This window comes from Nocardia sp. NPDC003482 (assembly GCF_053588115.1).
On the sequence record NZ_JBSFPI010000030.1, the window covers coordinates 41,106 to 58,878 of the forward strand.

Annotated in this window: 19 protein-coding genes; 6 read left to right on the plus strand and 13 right to left on the minus strand. The window is 69.4% G+C overall.

What is annotated here, in order from left to right:
• Positions 1–14 precede the first annotated feature (14 nt).
• Complete coding sequence (locus ACWDSJ_RS33430) at positions 15–434, plus strand: transcriptional regulator (RefSeq protein ID WP_450036720.1); 420 nt, start codon at positions 15–17, stop codon at positions 432–434.
• Complete coding sequence (locus ACWDSJ_RS33435; RefSeq protein ID WP_387371076.1) at positions 431–799, plus strand: DUF3817 domain-containing protein; 369 nt, start codon at positions 431–433, stop codon at positions 797–799. Before ACWDSJ_RS33430 ends, ACWDSJ_RS33435 begins: the two co-directional genes overlap by 4 nt.
• Before the next feature lie 257 nt (positions 800–1,056).
• Here the strand turns inward: ACWDSJ_RS33435 and rdgB are convergent, their stop codons facing one another.
• The 10 genes from rdgB to clpS all read right to left on the minus strand — a co-directional run bounded on the left by rdgB (position 1,057) and on the right by clpS (position 8,285).
• The gene (gene rdgB, locus ACWDSJ_RS33440; RefSeq protein ID WP_450036722.1) at positions 1,057–1,665 is read right to left on the minus strand and encodes an RdgB/HAM1 family non-canonical purine NTP pyrophosphatase; all 609 of its coding nucleotides are present in this window, start codon (positions 1,663–1,665) and stop codon (positions 1,057–1,059) included.
• Positions 1,665–2,429, minus strand: coding sequence for a ribonuclease PH (gene rph, locus ACWDSJ_RS33445; protein ID WP_387371072.1), 765 nt, complete (start codon positions 2,427–2,429; stop codon positions 1,665–1,667). Before rph ends, rdgB begins: the two co-directional genes overlap by 1 nt.
• A 55-nt stretch (positions 2,430–2,484) precedes the next feature.
• A complete protein-coding gene (locus tag ACWDSJ_RS33450; RefSeq protein WP_450036723.1) occupies positions 2,485–3,249 on the minus strand; it encodes a cyclic nucleotide-degrading phosphodiesterase in 765 nt (254 codons plus the stop codon).
• 69 nt (positions 3,250–3,318) lie between these two features.
• Positions 3,319–4,002 (minus strand): rhomboid family intramembrane serine protease, encoded by a 684-nt coding sequence (locus ACWDSJ_RS33455; RefSeq protein WP_450036751.1) that lies wholly within the window; start codon positions 4,000–4,002, stop codon positions 3,319–3,321.
• 79 nt (positions 4,003–4,081) lie between these two features.
• On the minus strand, positions 4,082–5,044 hold the full coding sequence (locus ACWDSJ_RS33460) for a PLP-dependent cysteine synthase family protein (RefSeq protein ID WP_450036724.1): 963 nt from the start codon (positions 5,042–5,044) through the stop codon (positions 4,082–4,084).
• Between the two features lie 4 nt (positions 5,045–5,048).
• On the minus strand, positions 5,049–5,327 hold the full coding sequence (locus ACWDSJ_RS33465) for a MoaD/ThiS family protein (protein ID WP_450036725.1): 279 nt from the start codon (positions 5,325–5,327) through the stop codon (positions 5,049–5,051).
• 338 nt (positions 5,328–5,665) lie between these two features.
• The gene (locus ACWDSJ_RS33470) at positions 5,666–6,070 is read right to left on the minus strand and encodes a Mov34/MPN/PAD-1 family protein (protein ID WP_387371064.1); all 405 of its coding nucleotides are present in this window, start codon (positions 6,068–6,070) and stop codon (positions 5,666–5,668) included.
• Positions 6,071–6,287: 217 nt separating this feature from the next.
• Complete coding sequence (locus ACWDSJ_RS33475) at positions 6,288–7,352, minus strand: P1 family peptidase (RefSeq protein WP_450036726.1); 1,065 nt, start codon at positions 7,350–7,352, stop codon at positions 6,288–6,290.
• Positions 7,349–7,918 (minus strand): oxidative stress transcriptional regulator AosR, encoded by a 570-nt coding sequence (gene aosR, locus ACWDSJ_RS33480; RefSeq protein ID WP_387371060.1) that lies wholly within the window; start codon positions 7,916–7,918, stop codon positions 7,349–7,351. The genes ACWDSJ_RS33475 and aosR overlap by 4 nt, the downstream gene beginning before the upstream one ends.
• A gap of 22 nt (positions 7,919–7,940) precedes the next feature.
• Positions 7,941–8,285: an ATP-dependent Clp protease adapter ClpS gene (clpS, locus tag ACWDSJ_RS33485; RefSeq protein ID WP_387371058.1), complete on the minus strand. Its 345-nt coding sequence runs from the start codon at positions 8,283–8,285 to the stop codon at positions 7,941–7,943.
• 57 nt (positions 8,286–8,342) lie between these two features.
• On the opposite strand from clpS, the gene ACWDSJ_RS33490 reads away from it, so the two are divergent.
• Together ACWDSJ_RS33490 and ACWDSJ_RS33495 are read left to right on the plus strand one after the other, a co-directional pair.
• Positions 8,343–9,695, plus strand: a complete 1,353-nt coding sequence (locus ACWDSJ_RS33490; RefSeq protein WP_450036728.1) for a nicotinate phosphoribosyltransferase — start codon at positions 8,343–8,345, stop codon at positions 9,693–9,695.
• A 23-nt stretch (positions 9,696–9,718) separates the two neighbouring features.
• Complete coding sequence (locus ACWDSJ_RS33495) at positions 9,719–10,285, plus strand: isochorismatase family protein (RefSeq protein ID WP_450036729.1); 567 nt, start codon at positions 9,719–9,721, stop codon at positions 10,283–10,285.
• Here the strand turns inward: ACWDSJ_RS33495 and ACWDSJ_RS33500 are convergent.
• Positions 10,270–11,145: an alpha/beta fold hydrolase gene (locus ACWDSJ_RS33500; protein WP_450036731.1), complete on the minus strand. Its 876-nt coding sequence runs from the start codon at positions 11,143–11,145 to the stop codon at positions 10,270–10,272. The two genes, ACWDSJ_RS33495 and ACWDSJ_RS33500, sit on opposite strands and share 16 nt — an antisense overlap.
• 115 nt (positions 11,146–11,260) lie before the next feature.
• On the opposite strand from ACWDSJ_RS33500, the gene ACWDSJ_RS33505 reads away from it, so the two are divergent.
• Positions 11,261–13,312, plus strand: a complete 2,052-nt coding sequence (locus ACWDSJ_RS33505) for an ATP-dependent DNA helicase (protein ID WP_450036732.1) — start codon at positions 11,261–11,263, stop codon at positions 13,310–13,312.
• A 173-nt stretch (positions 13,313–13,485) separates the two neighbouring features.
• Here the strand turns inward: ACWDSJ_RS33505 and ACWDSJ_RS33510 are convergent, their stop codons facing one another.
• Entirely contained in the window at positions 13,486–14,019 is a 534-nt protein-coding gene (locus ACWDSJ_RS33510) for a DoxX family protein (protein WP_387371048.1), read from the minus strand.
• Between the two features lie 57 nt (positions 14,020–14,076).
• A complete protein-coding gene (locus ACWDSJ_RS33515; protein ID WP_450036733.1) occupies positions 14,077–15,438 on the minus strand; it encodes an NCS2 family permease in 1,362 nt (453 codons plus the stop codon).
• Positions 15,439–15,763: 325 nt separating this feature from the next.
• Between ACWDSJ_RS33515 and ACWDSJ_RS33520 the strand changes: the two genes are divergently transcribed.
• The gene (locus tag ACWDSJ_RS33520) at positions 15,764–17,758 is read left to right on the plus strand and encodes an AMP-binding protein (protein WP_450036752.1); all 1,995 of its coding nucleotides are present in this window, start codon (positions 15,764–15,766) and stop codon (positions 17,756–17,758) included.
• The last annotated feature ends 15 nt before the right edge of the window (positions 17,759–17,773 follow it).

Here is a 17,773-nt window from a genome sequence, read left to right on the forward strand (position 1 = left end):
GTACCGTGGTAGGCGTGTCCGCTCCGCACCGCCGCCCGGCCCTGATCCTGTTGGTGATCGTGGCCGCGCTCGCCTGCCTCGGGTTGGGCTGGTGGCAGTGGGGCCGGTTCGAATCGGCGAGCGGCACCGCCCAGAACCTCGGCTACGCGTTGCAGTGGCCGCTGTTCGCGGGGTTCGTGGTCTTCGCCTACTTCCGCTTCGTGCGGCTCGAGCGCGAGACCGGCGACCCGGAGGCGGAGAAACCGGCGAAACCCGTTGCGCCGCGCGAGATTCCGCCCGGCATCCTGCCCGAGCGGCCGACCGCGGCGCGCCCGGACGATCCGGTGCTCGCCGAATACAACAAGTACCTGGCCGAACTGCACGCGCGCGATCTGCACGAACAGACGCGCGCCGCCGGGCTCGACGCCCGCGACACCGAGAGGAGCGCCGGTTGAGCGCCGACACCCCGACCGCCGCCACCGCCACCCGCGACACCGCCCGCATCCGCTCGGCCCTGACCCGCTACCGGGCGCTGGCCTACATCACCGGCGTCTGGCTCCTGGTCCTCTGCGGCGAAATGGTCTACAAGTACCTGATCCTCGACGACAGCGCCAAGGCCCCCCACTGGCTCTTCTACATCGGCCAGATCCACGGCATCTTCTACATGCTCTACCTGGTCTTCACCATCGACCTCGCCATCAAGACCCGCTGGACCCCCCTAACCACGGTCTACACCGCCCTCGCCGGCACCATCCCCTTCCTCTCCTTCGTCTGCGAGCACTACCGCACCCGCCAGGTCCGCACCACCTACAACCTCTGACAGGCCCGGTCCCCAGGCCCGGCAACCCGATCCGCACCCTTTATTCGGATTCGCACCCTCTGTAGTGCCCTGTAAAGGGTGCGGATTCGAATAAAGGGTGCGGCTGAGTTGCCCCGGCCTGGGTACCCCGGGCCTTCTGGGATGGCTGGTCTTCTGAGGTGTGGCAACCCGATTCGCACTCCTTGTTTGGATCCGCACCCTTTGCAGGGGTCTGAAGGGGGTGCGGATTCGGATAAAGGGTGCGGTTGGGGTGGGGGTCAGGGGGTGGTTAGGGATTGGAGGGCGGGGAGGAGGGCTCGGAGGGCTCTTGCTCGGTGGGAGTGGGTGTCTTTTTCGGTGGGGGTGAGTTCGGCGGCGGTGCGGGATTCGGTGTCGGGGAGGAAGAGGGGGTCGTAGCCGAAGCCGTTGTGGCCCTTGGGGGTTCGGAGGATGCGGCCGGGCCATTCGCCGAGGGCGATGGTTTCGGTGCCGTCGGCGACCAGGGCGCAGGCGGAGACGAAGCGGGCGGTGCGGCGGTCGTCGGGGACGTCGGCGAGTTGGGCGAGGAGGAGGGCGTTGTTGGCCTCGTCGTCGCCGTGGCGGCCGGACCAGCGGGCCGACAGGACGCCGGGCATGCCGTTGAGGGCGTCGACGGCGATACCGGAATCGTCTGCGACACAAGGCAATCCGGTGGCGGCTGCGCCGTCGCGGGCCTTGGCGAGGGCGTTCTCCTCGAAGGTCGCGCCGGTTTCGGGGGCCTCGTCGTAGGGCGGGACCTCGTCGAGGCCCACGATCTCGAGGCCCGCGATGCCCGCGTCGGCGAGGATGCGCCGCAACTCGTTCAGCTTCTTGGCGTTACGGCTGGCGACGAGGACGCGGCGCGTCATCACTTCCTCTTCTCGGCCGAGGGCAGCACGCCCGGATACGGCAGCGCCAGCGCCTCCTTCTGAATGACGAACAACCGCTCGCACCCGGCCAGCGCGGAGTCGAGCAACTTGTCCAGCGTCGAGCGCGGGAAGGTCGCGCCCTCGCCGGTGCCCTGGATCTCGACCAGCGTACCGGTGTCGGTCGCGACCACGTTCATGTCGACCTCGGCGCGCGAATCCTCCTCGTAGGGCAGGTCCAGCCGCACCCGGCCGTCGACCACCCCGACGCTGACCGCCGCGATCATGCACGACAAGGGCTGCGGATCCAGCAACTTCCCGGCCGCGCCCAGATAGGTGATCGCGTCCGAGAGCGCCACATACGCCCCGGTGATCGCCGCGGTCCGGGTGCCGCCGTCGGCTTGGAGGACATCGCAGTCGATCGCGATGGTGTTCTCCCCGATGGTCGCCAGATCGATGCAGGCCCGCAGCGACCGTCCGACCAATCGGCTGATCTCCTGCGTACGACCGCCGACCCGGCCCTTGACCGACTCGCGGCCGCTGCGCGTGTGCGTGGCCGCGGGCAGCATCGCGTATTCGGCTGTGAGCCAGCCCAATCCGGATTCGCGCCGCCACGGCGGCACCCCGTCGGTCACGCTCGCGGTGCACATGACCCGCGTCTGCCCGAACTCCACCAGCACCGACCCCGCCGGGTGCGTGGTGAATCCACGGGTGATCCGTACCTCGCGGAGTTCGTCGTCCGCCCTGCCATCGGCTCGTCTAGACACAGCGTGCAGCCTAACGGGCAGCGGCCGATCCGAGGCCGAGGGGCTCGGCCGGGTGCTAGATCTCGATGACCTCGCCCGGCGACACCGCGTGCACCGGACCGCTGAATTCGGCCTTGGCCTCGGCGATGACGTCCTCGCGGGAGGTCCACGGCGGGATGTGGGTGAGCAGGAGTTCGCCGACTCCCGCTCGGGCCGCGATCATTCCGGCCTCGGTGCCCGAAAGGTGAATGCCCGGTGGACGATTGGCGGGGTCGTGGGTCCACGACGCCTCCGAGAGGAGGATGTCCGCGCCCTGCGCGAGTTCGAAGACCGCGTCGCACAACGCGGTGTCACCCGTGTAGACGAGTGTGCGACCCGCGGCCGTGGTGATCCGCAGGCCATAGGACTCCGGCGGATGGAACATGCGGCGCGCGAGGACGGTATGGCCGGGGCCGAAGGTGATTTCGCGGCCCTCTTCCCACAGCCGCATATCGATCACGTCGGACCAGTCGTCGCATTCGCCGCCGATCTCGGCCGAGGCGTTGCCGATTCGCAGCGAGGTGTCCGAGGGGCCGTGCACGATCGCGCGCCCGCTCGGCGGGTTCGGATGATAGCGCCGCCACACCAGCAGGCCCGGCATGTCCAGGCAGTGGTCCGCGTGCAGATGAGTGAGGAAGATGTCGACCTCACCGGGATCGAGATAGCGCTGCAGAGCGCCCAATACGCCGGGACCGAAATCGATGACCGTGGGAGTGGTGTCCGGACCCGTCAACAGATAACCCGACGCTGGGGAATCCGGGCCGGACACACTGCCCGAACACCCGAGGACGGTGAGCCGCATTCCCCCATGCTGCCACGCTGCATTCTCAGTCAAGAGGGGATCCCCCAAATCGCCGGCCGGGCTCCGCAGTCACCCCGATCCCGCGGGGCGGCCGACACTATCCCCGCGACGATGACGACGTACATGGGAGGAGAGTACCCACGCGGCAATCACTCCACCCACCGCCCCGAAAAGATGCCCTTGCCAAGAGATTCCGGGTTGTCCGGGCAGCACGCCCCACAGGATCGAGCCGTACAGCAACCCCACGACCACACCGAGCAGTATCTGCCACGGCTGGCGGGTGAAGAAGCCGCGCGAGATCAGATAGGTCAGCCAGCCGAACACCAGCACCGAGGCGCCCAGATGGTTCGAGCCGGAGTCGCCGGTGAGCCACTGGCCCAATCCGCCCACGATCCAGATGACGGCCGTGGCGGCGAGCCCGCGGCCGATGCCCGTCAGCAGGGTGAGCAGGCCGAGGATCAGGATCGGCAGGGTGTTGCCGATCAGGTGCGGCCAGCCCGCGTGCAGCAGCGGGGCGAACGCGATGCCGTCGAGGCCGTCGAACGTCCGCGGGTGCACGCCGCCGTTGTCGAGCCTGTGGTGCACCAGGGTGTCGACGCCCTCGATCGCGTAGAGCAGCGCGACGAAACCGAGGGTCAGCGCGATTGCCCGCTGCCACAACAACTTCCGCGCCGCCGAATCCCGCTTCACCGGCGCCGTGCCGGTCTGCCCCCGCAGGGCCGCGATCCGATCGGGATCGAACGAGGAACCCATCCCGGCGGTCACCGCCATCACCTCCTGACGAGGGAGTACGGACCTCGCCTGGTATCGTGCGTACCGACAGCGCGCGCGATCAGGCCCAGAGCTGGCCCTCGAGCCGGTCCTCGGCCTCGTCGAGGGTGCCCTCGTAGGCCCCGGTGGACAGATACTTCCAGCCGCCGTCGGCGACGACGAAGGCGATGTCCGCCCGCGTGCCCGCCTTCAGCGCCTTGGCCCCCACGCCGAGCGCGGCGTGCAGGATCGCGCCGGTGGAGATGCCCGCGAAAATGCCCTCCTCGCCGACCAGTTCGCGGGTGCGGCGCACGGCGTCGTACGGGCCGACGGAGAAGCGCGAGGTGAGTACGGATTCGTCGTACAGCTCGGGGACGAAGCCCTCCTCGAGGTTGCGCAATCCGTACACGAGTTCGCCGTAGCGCGGTTCGGCGGCGACGATATCGATGGCCGGGACGTTCTCGCGCAGGTAGCGGCCGGTGCCCATGAGCGTTCCCGTGGTGCCCAGGCCCGCGACGAAGTGCGTGATCTCCGGCAGGTCGGCGAGGATCTCCGGTCCGGTGCCCTCGTAGTGGGCGAGCGCGTTGGCCGGATTGCCGTACTGGTAGAGCATGATCCAGTCGGGGTTCTCGGCGGCGATCTTCTTCGCCAGTGCCACGGCCTGATTGGAGCCGCCCGCGGCCGGGGAGTCGATGATCTCCGCGCCGAACATGGTCAGCAGCTGGCGGCGTTCGACCGAGGTGTTCTCCGGCATCACGCACACCAGCCGGTAGCCCTTGAGCTTGGCGGCCATGGCCAGCGAGATGCCGGTGTTGCCGCTGGTCGGCTCGAGGATGGTGCAGCCCGGGCGCAGTGTGCCGTCGGACTCGGCCCGCTCGATCATGCGCAGGGCCGGGCGGTCCTTGATCGAGCCGGTCGGATTGTGGTCCTCGAGTTTGGCCCACAGCCGCACGTGGTCGTCGCCGTCCCATTTCGGAGACAGCCTGCGCAGGCCGACCAACGGCGTGTTGCCGAGGGTGTCGATCAGCGATTCGTACCGTGCCACGGAACTACCGCGCGCCCCCGGCCACGGCCGGGAGGATCGTCACGGTGCCGCCCTCGGGCACCTCGGCCTCGAGGCCGCCCGAGAAGCGGACGTCCTCGTCGTTGACGTAGATGTTCACGTAGCGGTTGAGCTTCCCGTCCGACAGCAGTCGCTCCTTGAGGCCGGTGTAGTTGGCCTCGAGGTCATCGATGACCGCCGCGAGGGTCGCACCGGTGGCCTCGACCCGCTTCTCCCCTCCGGTGTGCGTCCGCATGATGGTCGGGATCGACACGGTTACCGGCATTGCACGCTCCTTGCGATTGTTCCTGTTGTGGCACGCGGGCCTTGGGTTCCCGGGGTGCTGGGCGTTCCCGCTGCTGGGCCGTTCTGTCGTTCCGGCATGCTGGGCACTTCCTGTTCCCGGCATGCTGGGCACTTCCTGTTCCCAGCACGCTGGGCACTTCCTGTTCCCAGCACGCTGGGCACTTCTTGCTCCCGGCACGCTGGGCACTTCTTGCTCCCGGCACGCTGGGCACTTCTTGCTCCCGGCACGCTGGGCACTTCTTGTTCCCAGCACGTCGAGCACTTCTTGTTCCCAGCACGTTGAGCACTTTCTGTTCCCGGCACGCTTTTTCGCCGGGATCACACGATCTTGACCGGTTCCTCGGTGACCTCGCCCTCGCGGATCCGAAAGCTGCGCAGTTCATGGTGTTCCGGGTCGCGGGTCGAGATCAGGACGTAGTGGGCGTTGGGTTCGGAGGCGTAGGAGATGTCGGTGCGGCTCGGGTACGCCTCGGTCGCGGTGTGCGAGTGGTAGATGACCACCGGCTCCTCGTCCCGCTCGTCCATCTCGCGCCACACCCGCAGCTGTTCCCCGGAATCGAAGCGATAGAACGTCGGCGATCGCTCGGCGTTGATCATGGCCACGAACCGCTCCGGCCGATCCGACCCCTCCGGCCCGGCGATCACCCCACAGGCCTCGTCCGGATGATCGGCCCGCGCATGCGCGACCATCGCATCCACGAGATCACCCCTGATCACCAGCACAACCGCATCCTTCCGTACACCCGACGCCCACGGCCCCGGCCGAACGCTGTCGTCAACCCCCCACAATATTCACCTATTCCCGACAACTCCCCCGAGGGTCCCACCCCCAGGCCCACGAACCCAGCCGCACCCTTTATTCGGATCCGCACCCTTTGCATAGCCGTGGAAGGGGTGCGGATTCGAATAAGGGGTGCGGCTGGGTTGCCGAACGTGGGGGTCAGGGTGGGGGGAAAAGGTCTGTGTAGGTGGGGATTTGGGCTATGGAGTGGGCGGTGAGGATGGCGTTTAGGACGGCTCGTTCGGTGCAGAGGGCCGCGGCTGTGCAGAGTTCGTCGAGGAGGAGTAGGTCGGGTGGGAAGGCTGGGGGGAGGGCGGGAGGGGTGGGGGGTTGGGTTCGGGCGGTGGAGAGGGCGAAGAGGGTGTCGCCGTCCAGGGGGGAGTGGACGGGGCGGATGGCTCGGGCCAGGCCGTCGTGGGCGGTGGTGGCCAGGCGGCGGCAGGCGGCGGGGTCGAGGGGGGCGTCGGTCGCTATGACGCCGATGGTGGTGTTGAGGAGGGTGGTCTTGACGGGGAGGGCGTTGGCTCGGGCGAGTTGGGCGGGGGTGGCAGGGCGGAGGTTGTGGTGGGCGGGGCCGTCGGTGCCGGTGCCCCAGGGGAGACCGGTCCGGGGGTCGAAGACCGAGCCGACGGGGTTGGCCACCACGAGGGCGCCGACCGTGACGCCCGCCGCGGGGCCCTCGGTGAAAGTGATGCTGGCGGAACCGATTCCGCCCTTGAGGGAGCCCGCTCGCGCGCCGACTCCGGCGCCCGCGGTGCCGCGTTCGAAATCCACGGCGGCCGCAGCGGCGGCGCGGTAACCGAACTCGGCGGTCGGGCGGATGTCCCAGGAGCCGACGGGCAGGTCGAAGATGACCGCCCCGGGGACGATGGGCACCACCCGGCGGGGGTCGGCGGGATCCATGGGGATGCCCTCGCCGTGTTCCTCGAGCCAGCGCATGACGCCGTCGGCGGCGGCCAGCCCGTAGGCACTGCCGCCGGTGAGCAGCACCGCGTTCACCCGGCGAACGGTGTTGGCGGGGTCGAGCAGATCCGTCTCGCGGGTGCCGGGGCCGCCGCCGCGCACGTCCACCGCGGCCGTCGCCCCGCCGGGCACCCGGACCACCGTGCAACCGGTGGCCGCGCCGGAACCCAGCGTGACCTCCTCGTCGAGGACGTGATGGTGCCCGACGAGCACGCCGCTCACGTCGGTGATCGAATCACGCTGTCCCGCTTGACCATTCACGGCGCGAGCGCCTGCAACAGCGAATCCTGCATCCAGGTCAGCCAGTGGTACACGTCCAGATGCGGCGCGCGCGGATCGCCGGGCTCGAGCTGGTCGGGGGTGTCGGCCTCGATACCGAGCGCGGTGCCCAGCGCGAGCCGCACATCGTTGAGCGCGGTCAGCCAGGCGTCGGCCTGCTCGGGGGTGATCATGATCTTGCCGCCCTCGGCGGGCAGCGTCTCCAGCACGACCGAACCGGCCGCCACCTTGGCCTCGATGATGTCCGGCTCGTGCAGGCTGCGCAGCGCGTTGTTGAGGCCCGCGCGTTCGGCGTCGGGTGAGCCGGGTTCGGCGCGATGGAAGTCCGGTAACAGCCGGGCCAGCCGGGGATCGTCCGGCGGATTGCTGTTGCCGGTGCGTAGCCCGGTCAGCGCGGCCAGATCGTCCTCGGGGGCCGAACGGGCTCGGTCGGTGAGCAGCCCGGTCACCGCGCCCACCAGCGAGCGCAGCACCTCGGCTTCCCGCGCGTCCATCTCCGACCGCAGCTTGAGCCCGCTCAGCGAGTTCTTCCTGCTCCACTTGCGCACGGGCACTACGGTAGTCGCCGACTCAGTCGTCGCGCTGCATGGTGGCCCAGAGCCCGGCGGCGTGTAACCGCTGCACGTCGTGCTCCATCCTGTCCCGCGACCCCGACGACACCACCGCCTTGCCCTCGTTGTGCACCTTGAGCATCAATTCGGTTGCCTTGGCTTTGCTGTAGCCGAACAACTTCTGGAAGATGTAGGTGACGTAGTGCATGAGATTGACCGGGTCGTCCCACACCACGGTCACCCAGGGCCGGTCCTCCGCCTCGAGGATCTCGGTGACCTCGATCGCTTCCGGGGTCGCCTGCGCCGCCGACAGTGTCACGCGGGCGCCGACCGGACCGGCGGCGACCCGGACAGCGTCTTCCATGCACAGACCCATAGCCTTCAGAGTACGACTCGGCCCCGAATACACAACACCCGCCGGATGTCGTTTTGCCGGACTCCGGCTGTCTACAGTGACGACGTGACCACAACGGACGCCGGTGCCAGTACCGCGCTGCTGACCGATCAATACGAACTGACCATGCTCGCGGCCGCGCTCGCGGACGACTCGGCCCAGCGCCGCTGCACCTTCGAAGTGTTCGCTCGACGGTTGCCACACGGCAGGCGTTACGGCGTGGTCGCGGGAACCGGCCGATTGCTCGACGCCCTGGCCGACTTCCGGTTCGGCGCCGCCGAACTGGAGGTCGCCGCCCGCTTCCTCGACCCGCGCACCCTGGATTGGCTGCGCGAGTACCGCTTCGGCGGCGATATCGACGGCTACCGCGAGGGCGAACTCTACTTCCCGGGCTCGCCGATCCTGTCGGTGCGCGGCACCTTCGCCGAATGCGTCGTGCTCGAGACGCTGATCCTGTCCATCCTCAATCACGACAGCGCCGTCGCCGCCGCGGCGGCCCGCATGGTCAGCGCCGCCGCGGGACGCCGGACCATCGAGATGGGGTCGCGCCGCACCCACGAGCAGGCGGCCCCGGCCAGCGCGCGGGCCGCCTATCTGGCCGGGTTCGACGCCACCTCCAATCTGGAAGCGGTGCGGCGCTACGGCATTCCGGGCGCGGGCACCAGCGCGCACGCGTTCACCCTGCTGCACAGCAGCCGGGACGGCCAGCAGGAGGCCGCGGCGTTCCGCAGCCAGATCGAGGCGCTGGGCATCGGCACCACCCTGCTGGTCGACACCTTCGACATCACCCGCGGCGTGGCCACCGCGATTGAGGTGGCCGGACCCGAATTGGGCGGGGTCCGAATCGATTCCGGCGATCTGGGGGTGCTGGCCCGGCAGGTGCGCGATCAGCTCGACGGGCTCGGGGCCACCGGCACCCGCATCGTGGTGTCGGGGGATCTGGACGAGTACGCCATCGCGGCGCTGCGGGCCGAGCCGGTGGATGTGTACGGCGTGGGTACCTCCCTGGTGACGGGGTCGGGGGCGCCGACCGCGGGCATGGTCTACAAGCTGGTCGAGGTCGACGGTCTGCCGGTGGCCAAGCGCAGCAGCCACAAGGAGTCGCGCGGCGGCACCAAACGCGCTGTGCGCCTGGCCCGTTCGACCGGCACGATCGTCGAGGAGATCGTCTACCCGGCCGCCGGGGAACGCCCGCCCGCCAACGGTCACGACAGCCGCGACCTGCTGGTGCCGCTGGTCCGCAAGGGCGAGACCGTCGGCGACCTGCCCACCCTGGCCGACGCCCGCGCACTGGTGGCCGCCGGTCTGGTGAGCCTGCCGTGGGAGGGCCTCAAGCTCTCCGCCGGCGAGCCCGCGATCCCCACGACCTTCCTACAATGAGCGCGAAACCGGAGGTGTGAGTCATGAGCAGGGCCCTGATCGTGGTCGATGTCCAGAACGACTTCTGCGAGGGCGGTTCGCTGGCCGTCGCGGGCGGCGCGGCCTTGGCCGGGCGGATCAGCGACTATCTCGGCGTCGCCGATTACGCGGCCATCGTCGCGACCCGCGACTGGCACATCGAACCCGGATCGCACTTCTCCGACCATCCGGATTACGTCGACAGCTGGCCGCCGCACTGCCGGGCCGGGACGCCGGGCGCGGACTTCCACCCGAATCTCGACACCGCGAACATCGAACAGGTCTTCTCCAAGGGCGCCTACTCCGCGGGCTACTCCGGCTTCGAGGGCAGCACCGAGGAGGACCTCTCGCTGGAGGAGTGGTTGCGCCACAAGGAGATCGACGCGGTCGATATCTGCGGCATCGCCACCGACCACTGCGTGCGCGCCACCGCGCTGGACGCGCGGTCGGCGGGATTCGACACCCGGCTGCTGCTGGGACTCAGCGCGGGCGTCGCACCGGCGAGCATCGAGAGGGCGCTCGGCGAGATGCGCGCGGCCGGGGTGGAGATCGCGGATCAGCCGGAGTCCTGACCGTCCGGGGACAGGAACTCGGTGAGCGCCGCGCGCACCGAGGCGGGATCCTCGAGCATCGGCCAGTGCCCGACCGGGGGCGGCGCGTCCAGTACGACGAACCGCGCGCCGGGCAGCCGCTCGCGCAGCCGGGGCAGCAGGTGGCCGCCGCTGATGGGGTCGGCCGGGCCCCAGACGAACAGCGTTGGGCCGGAATAGCTTTCGAGCGCGCGTTGCCAGCGTTCGGCGTGTTCGCGGCGTTCGGCGTGGTAGCGGTTGAGGCCCCACTGGACGCGGGTGCCGCCGTCGCCGGAGGTGGCGAGCCACATCTGGTGCAGGACGTCGTCGGACAGCGGGCGGCCCAGCGTTCGGCGGATCGTCATCCGGTAGGTGGGCTCGGACATCAACGGGCCCAACACCTTTCCGAGCGGGGAGAGCATCACCCGCTGGATGGGCATGGGGCGGTACAGATCCACGTACAGCCCGCCGTTGAACCAGGCCATCCGGGTGATCCGCGCGGGATCGCGGGCCAGCAGCTCCTGGGCCACGCTCACCCCGTAATCGTGTGCCACCAGCGCCGTTTCGGTGATGTCGAGGTGTCGCCACAGCGCCTCGACCAGGTCGGCCTGTTCGGTCATCCGGTAGTCGTGACCGCGGGGCTTGGCGCTGGCGCCGAACCCCAGGAAGTCCAGAAACGTGACGCGACAACCCGATTCGACCAGCGCGGGCAGTACGAGCGCCCAGTCGTGCGACGACGTCGGATATCCGTGCAACACGGTGACCGGCCGCCCGCGCGCCGGGCCGTCCTGCCGGTAGAAGATCGAATGGCCGCCCAGCTCGACCCGCTCGCCACCGGCGACCCACTCGTCCAGCGATTTCATGACACTCCCCTTCCCCTGCTCCTCGACTGCGGATCAACCTAGCGCAGACCACCGACACGAACGGGCGATCCGAGTCGGGCCCTCGGCTGTCGGTGCGGGGCGCTACTCTGCCTGGGTGCCCGAACTCCCGCCCGTCCCCACCCTGTTGGCGACCGCCGTCGAGGCCCTCGGTGGCAAGGCGCGCAAGGGTCAGCAGACGATGGCGGCCGCGGTCGCGCATTCCATCGACACCAAGGAGCACCTCGCAGTCCAGGCCGGTACCGGCACCGGGAAATCGCTGGCCTATCTGGTGCCCAGCCTGCGGCACGCGGTGGAGACCGGCCGCACGGTCGTGGTGTCGACCGCGACGATCGCGCTGCAACGCCAGCTCGTCGACCGCGATCTGCCGCGCCTGTCCGAGGCGCTGGCCGGGCCGCTGGGCCGTCGGCCGCAGTTCGCGATCCTCAAGGGCCGCAACAACTATCTGTGCCTGAACAAGATCAACAGCGCGATTCCGGACGAACCCGCCGAGACCGAGTTGTTCGACGCGTTCGCGGTCTCGCGACTGGGCCGGGAGGTGCAGCGGCTCAACGAATGGGCCTCCGACACCGAGACCGGCGACCGGGACGAACTGGTGCCGGGCGTGACCGATCGCGCGTGGCGGCAGGTCAGCGTCTCCTCGCGGGAATGCCTGGGCAAGACGCGCTGCCCGTTCGGCACCGACTGCTTCGCCGAGCGCGCCCGCGCCGAATCGGGGCAGGCCGACGTCGTGGTCACCAATCACGCGCTGCTGGCCATCGACGCCATCAGCGGCGTGCAGGTCCTGCCCGAACACGATGTGGTCGTCATCGACGAGGCGCACGAACTGGTCGATCGGATCACCGGCGTCGCCACCGCCGAGCTTTCCACCGCGGCCATCAGCGCGGCCGCCAAACGCTGCGCCAAACTCGTCGACGAGCAGGAGATCGATCGGCTCGAGGCCGCGGCCGAGGCGTGGCACGATCTGCTCGACGAGCTGCCGCCCGGCCGCTGGGACGAACTGCCCACCGGTGCGGGACCGGTGCTCGCGCTGATCCGCGACGCCGCGTGGAACGTGCGGACCGCGCTCGCGCCGCAGGGTTCCCAAGCGCCGCAAGGCGATCCGGAGGCCGCGGCCGCGCGCAATATGGCCCTCGCGGCGGTGGAGGAGGTGCACGACGCGGCGGTGCGCGCGCTGACCACCTTCGAGGAGTCCGATCCGGCCGCGCGCCGGGATGTCATCTGGTTGTCGAGCGAGGATGTGCGCGGGGTGGCGCGCCGCACGGTGCACATGGCCCCGCTGTCGGTGGGTGGGCTGTTGCGCAGTCGCCTGTTCGGCACGTCCACGGTGGTGCTGACCTCGGCGACGTTGCAGATCGGCGGGTCGTTCGACAGTCTGGCCGTCACCTGGGGGTTGCCGCCGCAATCATCCAATCGGGTCGATCCGGCATTGGCCAACGGCGGTGAGGCGCCCTCGGATTCGGCGTCGTTGCGGTGGAACTCCCTCGATGTGGGTTCGCCGTTCGATCACGCCAAGTCCGGAATCCTGTATGTCGCAAAGCATCTGCCCACGCCGGGCCGCGACGGCTTGGCGCCCGCCTATCTGGACGAGATCCATCGTTTGATCAGTGCCGCGGGCGGGCGCACGCTGGGGCTGTTCTCCTCGATGCGAGCGGCCAAGGCGGCCACCGAGATTCTGCGCGAACGGCTCGACACGCCGGTGCTGTGCCAGGGCGACGACGCGACCGGCACGCTGGTGAAGCGGTTCGCCGAGGATCCGGCGACCTCGCTGTTCGGCACGCTGTCGCTGTGGCAGGGCGTCGATGTCCCCGGACCGTCGCTGAGCCTGGTGATCCTGGACCGGATCCCGTTCCCTCGCCCCGACGATCCGCTGCTGGTCGCGCGGCAGAAGGCCGTGGAATCCCGTGGGGGCAACGGATTCCTGACCGTCGCCGCCAATCACGCGGCGCTGCTGCTCGCCCAGGGCACGGGCCGGTTGCTGCGCAGCGTCGACGACCGCGGCGTCGTGGCGATCCTGGATCCGCGCCTGGTCACCGCCCGCTACGGCTCCTACCTCCGCGCCTCCCTGCCGCCCTACTGGGAAACCTCGGACCCGGAAGTCGTCCTCAAGGCCCTGCACCGCCTCACCGGCACCCCGGTCAACGCGTGACACCGCTCACAAACATGGTCCACACTTTCGGCCGGAAGTAAATTGGATGGCCGGTACCCGGTGTCCCCCAATTCCCGCACCGGGTATCCGAGTCCCCGCGCCAAGCCCTGCACACGGCGCGGGGACACTGTGAACGGCCCCTCCGAAAGACGTTGCGACGCTGAGCTTTCCGCCTAGAACGCCCACTTGAACACGAGGGTGATCACCGCGGCGATCACGGCCAGGGCGATGGCTGCTATGCCCCAGGCGAGTCCGTGCCGCGCCCAGGGGCGGTTGTGGTCGAGGGAGAAGCGGCCTGGGCCGGTGAAGGCGAGGGCGGTGGCGGCTACGCCGAAGAGGAGGGCGCCCTCGTAGCCTTCCAGGCCGTGGTGCCAGGTCACGTTCATCGCGTTGATCATGGTGCCGAGGGCGATGGCGGCGGCCAGGGGGGTGAACAGGCCGAGCAGAAGTAGTGCGCCGCCGGTGAATTCGCACAGGCCCGCGAGGGTGCCGAAGACGCGGCCGGGGTTGTAGCCCATGTGGTCGAATCCGGTGGTGGTCTGGTGCCAGCCGGGGCCGTTGAACCAGCCGAACAGTTTCTGGCTGCCGTGGACGAACATCAGGCCGCCGAAGAAGATCCGCAGGACGAGCAGTCCGACGTCGAGGGCGAGCGGATCGGCGGCGCCGGTGGGTCGGCGCTCGGTGGGGGCGGTGAGATCGGCTGTCATGGTTGTCCTCCTTCGTCAGATCAGGACACGGTGCACGGCCGCGGCCGGTTCAGGGGCTCAGTCGGCGAGGAAGATGAAGTACGCCAGGAACACCAGCATCAGCACCCACATGATCGGGTGCACCTCGCGGATCCGGCGTCGGGCGATCATGACGATCGGGTAGAACAGCAACCCCATGGCGATGCCGTTGGCGATCGAGTAGGTCAGCGGCATCATCACGATGGTGATGAACGCCGGGACCGCGTATTCCAGTCGCTGCCAATCAATTTGGCCGAGCGCCCGGGACATCAGCACGCCCACCACGATGAGCGCGGGCGCGGTCACCGACGGCGCGTCGGCGACCACCGAGAACAGCGGGAAGAAGAACAGCGCGACCAGGAACCAGCCCGCGGTCGACAGGGCCGTCAACCCGGTTCGACCGCCCGCGCTCACCCCCGCGGTCGACTCCACGTAGGCCGTGGTGGTGGAGGTGCCGATGATCGCGCCCGCGGTGGTGCCGATGGAGTCGGCGGCCAGCGCCTGGGCCGCGCGCGGCAGTTTGCCGTCCGGCCCCAGCAGCCCGGCCTGGTTGGCGATGCCGATCAAGGTGCCGGAGGCGTCGAAGAAGTCGACGAACAACATGGTGAGCACGACAATCGCCATCTGCCCGGTGAACGCGTGCGGCAGATTGACGATGGCCTCGCCGAACGTCCGGTCCAGCCCGTGCGGCATGGCCACCACCGAATGCGGCAGTTCGACCAGCCCGCTGACAATCCCGACGAGCGCGGTCGCCACGATCCCGTACAGCACCGCCCCGTGCCAGCCCAGCACCAGGAAGATCACGGTCACGAGCAGTCCGAACAACGCCAGCAGCGTGGTGCCCTTGGTGAAGTGGCCCAGGTGCACGAAGGTCGACTCGCTCGAGACCACCAGCCCCGCGTTCTTGAGCCCGATGAACGCCACGAAGAACCCGATGCCCGCGCCCACCGCGAGCTTCATCTGCAACGGGATCGCGTCGATGATCTTCTCGCGGATCTTGGTGACCGCGAGCACGAAGAAGATCACGCCCGACAGCAGCGTGCCCGACAGCGCCTGCTGCCAGGGGATGCCCATGTCGAGCACGACGGTGTAGGCGAAGAACGCGTTGAGTCCCATACCGGGGGCCAGGGCCACGGGGTAGCGCGCCCACAGTCCCATCACCAGCGTGCCGAAGACCGCGGCCAGCGCGGTCGCGGTGAAGACCGCCTGGGTGGGGATGCCCTTCGCGCCGAGCGGCCCGTGATCGCCGAGGACGGCCGGATTGACCGCCAGCACATACGACATCGCGAGGAAGGTGACCGTCCCGGCCATGATCTCGCGGCGATACGTCGAGCCGAGTTCGGTCACGCCGAAGTAGGCGTCGACGCGCCCCCGCGGTCGCGATGTGACCTCGATGTTCATCAGTGCTGTCTCCGCCCTCGCCCGGAATCGATCTGCCCATGGGCACCGTATCTCGCCGCCCCTCGCGCGCCGCGACACGGTCCGGCGAATCGGGCGCAATCCCCACCGCCTGGACACATCCGTAACCCGGTGTCACATGCAATCATTGGGCAATTTGCCGAAAGCGGTCCCTTCAATTCCAAGGACCTTGACCAGATCTGTGAGCACCGTTACAAATACGTAATCCGCCGAACCGAGTCCTCGACCCGGCCGAAGTCAGAAGTGCAAGCAGTTGGTTACCGATGTCGTCGACGCGGTCGCAGATCTTCCGATCGCGCGTAGAGCAATGTGGGATCTGCTCATCGATCCCCAGACCTATCCACGGATGTTCCCCGGCATCGGCGCGTGCGAGCAGATCGACAGCGACGGTCCGCCCGTGCTGCGGTTCCGGGTGGGCGACGGCGCCGAGGTCCGCACCCTGGACGCCCGGCTCGTCGTCCATCAGGCGCCCGACAGCCTGGAACTGCAACTGCCCGCGCAGGGCAGTTTCGCCTCGATCCGCCTGCGCGGCGACGGCGAGCGGACCCGGGTCGTGGTCACCTTCTTCGCCCCCGCGCGGGTGCATCCGCTGATCGAATCGCTGGGCAACGGCGACCTCGTGGAGTGGACCCGCGCGGGCCTGCAACGGCTCGCCGACATCCCGGCCCGCGCGGCGACCTCGGTGGTGGTCAACGGCGAGGACTCCCCCGTGCGCCTCCAGGCCGAGGTGGCGCGGCAGATGATGGCCACCGGCGTGGTCCGCAGCTACCGGCCCGATCGCGGGGTGCGGCAGCTGGCGGGACTGGCCAAGTGGGGCTTCAATCTGGCGGGCGGCTACGCCGCGGCCGCGGCCTACGCCCCGGACCGGTTGGCGGTGATCGACGATCGCGCCGACCGCACCTTCGCCGAGGTGCACGCGCGCAGCCACGCGTTCGCCCGCGCGCTCGCGGGCCTGGGCATCCGGGCGGGCGACGCGATCGGGCTCCTCGCGCGCAATCACGCCGAGATGGTCGAGATCATGGTCGGGGCGGGCAAATTGGGGGCGGACGTGGTGCTGCTCAACACCGGCCTGCCCGCGGGCCGGATCGCGGAGATCGCCGACAAGCACGAGATCGCGGCGATCTTCGCCGATCCGGAGTTGGAGGAGCTGATCCGATACCTGCCGCCGGATCTGCCCCGGTTCGCCACGCGCGGCGACTCCGTGGATCCGTACCGGCCGACGGTCGACGAGCTGATCGACGGTGGCGGAACGGGTTTCGCCAAGCCGCGGCATCCGGGCCGGTTGATCGTGCTCACCTCGGGAACCAGCGGCCGGCCCAAGAGCGCCCGCCGCCCGCACCCCAAGGGTTTCGGCACGGTCGCGGCGCTGCTGTCGCGAATCCCGTTGCGGATGAACGAGAACATGCTCATCCCGGCCCCGCTGTTCCACACTTGGGGACTGGCCGCGTTGCAGATCAGCACGCCCCTCCGGGCGACGGTGGTGCTGCCGGAGCACTTCGACGCCGAGGACTGCCTGCGGTTGATCGCCGAGCACCGGATCACCTCGATGATCGTGGTGCCGGTGATGATCAATCGAATCCTGGACCTGCCCACCGCGATTCGGGCCCGCTACGACACCTCCAGCCTGCGGGTGGTGGCCAGTTGCGGCGCGCCGCTGGCCGGGGCGGCGGTGCTGCGGTTCATGGACACCTACGGCGATGTCCTCTACAACGTCTACGGCTCCACCGAGGTGTCCTGGGCGACCATCGCCGACCCGTCGGACCTGCGGGTCTCCCCCACCACCGCCGGGCGGCCGCCGCTGGGCACGAAAGTGGCGGTGCTGGGCCCGGATTCGCGGCCGGTGCCGATCGGGACGACCGGGCGCATCTTCGTCGGCAACCACATGCTGTTCGACGGGTACACCGACGCCGCCCCGCCGGGCGAGGCGGACGGCATGCTCGACACCGGCGACGTCGGCTATCTCGACGCGGCCGGGCGGCTGTTCGTGGCCGGGCGCGACGACGAGATGATCATCTCCGGCGGCGAGAACGTCTTCCCCCGCCCGGTGGAGGAGGCGCTGTCGCATCTGCCGCAGATCAGCGAGGTCGCGGTGGTCGGCGTGCCGGATCGCGAATTCGGCCAGCGGCTGGCCGCTTTCGTGGTCAAACGCGACGGGTCCGGGTTGGATCCGGATATGGTGCGCAACTACATCCGGCACCGGCTGGGCCGGTTCTCCGTGCCGCGCGATGTGACCTTCCTGGACGCGCTGCCGCGCAACGCGACCGGGAAGATCGTGAAGCGCACGCTGATCCAGCCGGGGTGAGCGGGCGGGACTCCC

Bases quoted from the DNA above. Each gene is read 5' to 3' on its own strand.
- ACWDSJ_RS33510 (WP_387371048.1), bottom strand. From the start codon at position 14,019: ATGACAGCCGATCTCACCGCCCCCACCGAGCGCCGACCCACCGGCGCC.
- ACWDSJ_RS33450 (WP_450036723.1), bottom strand. From the start codon at position 3,249: ATGCGGCTCACCGTCCTCGGGTGTTCGGGCAGTGTGTCCGGCCCGGAT.
- ACWDSJ_RS33465 (WP_450036725.1), bottom strand. From the start codon at position 5,327: ATGCCGGTAACCGTGTCGATCCCGACCATCATGCGGACGCACACCGGA.
- ACWDSJ_RS33500 (WP_450036731.1), bottom strand. From the start codon at position 11,145: ATGAAATCGCTGGACGAGTGGGTCGCCGGTGGCGAGCGGGTCGAGCTG.
- ACWDSJ_RS33455 (WP_450036751.1), bottom strand. From the start codon at position 4,002: ATGGGTTCCTCGTTCGATCCCGATCGGATCGCGGCCCTGCGGGGGCAG.
- rdgB (WP_450036722.1), bottom strand. From the start codon at position 1,665: ATGACGCGCCGCGTCCTCGTCGCCAGCCGTAACGCCAAGAAGCTGAAC.
- clpS (WP_387371058.1), bottom strand. From the start codon at position 8,285: ATGGAAGACGCTGTCCGGGTCGCCGCCGGTCCGGTCGGCGCCCGCGTG.
- ACWDSJ_RS33490 (WP_450036728.1), top strand. From the start codon at position 8,343: ATGTCGTTTTGCCGGACTCCGGCTGTCTACAGTGACGACGTGACCACA.
- ACWDSJ_RS33515 (WP_450036733.1), bottom strand. From the start codon at position 15,438: ATGAACATCGAGGTCACATCGCGACCGCGGGGGCGCGTCGACGCCTAC.
- ACWDSJ_RS33495 (WP_450036729.1), top strand. From the start codon at position 9,719: ATGAGCAGGGCCCTGATCGTGGTCGATGTCCAGAACGACTTCTGCGAG.
- ACWDSJ_RS33520 (WP_450036752.1), top strand. From the start codon at position 15,764: ATGTGGGATCTGCTCATCGATCCCCAGACCTATCCACGGATGTTCCCC.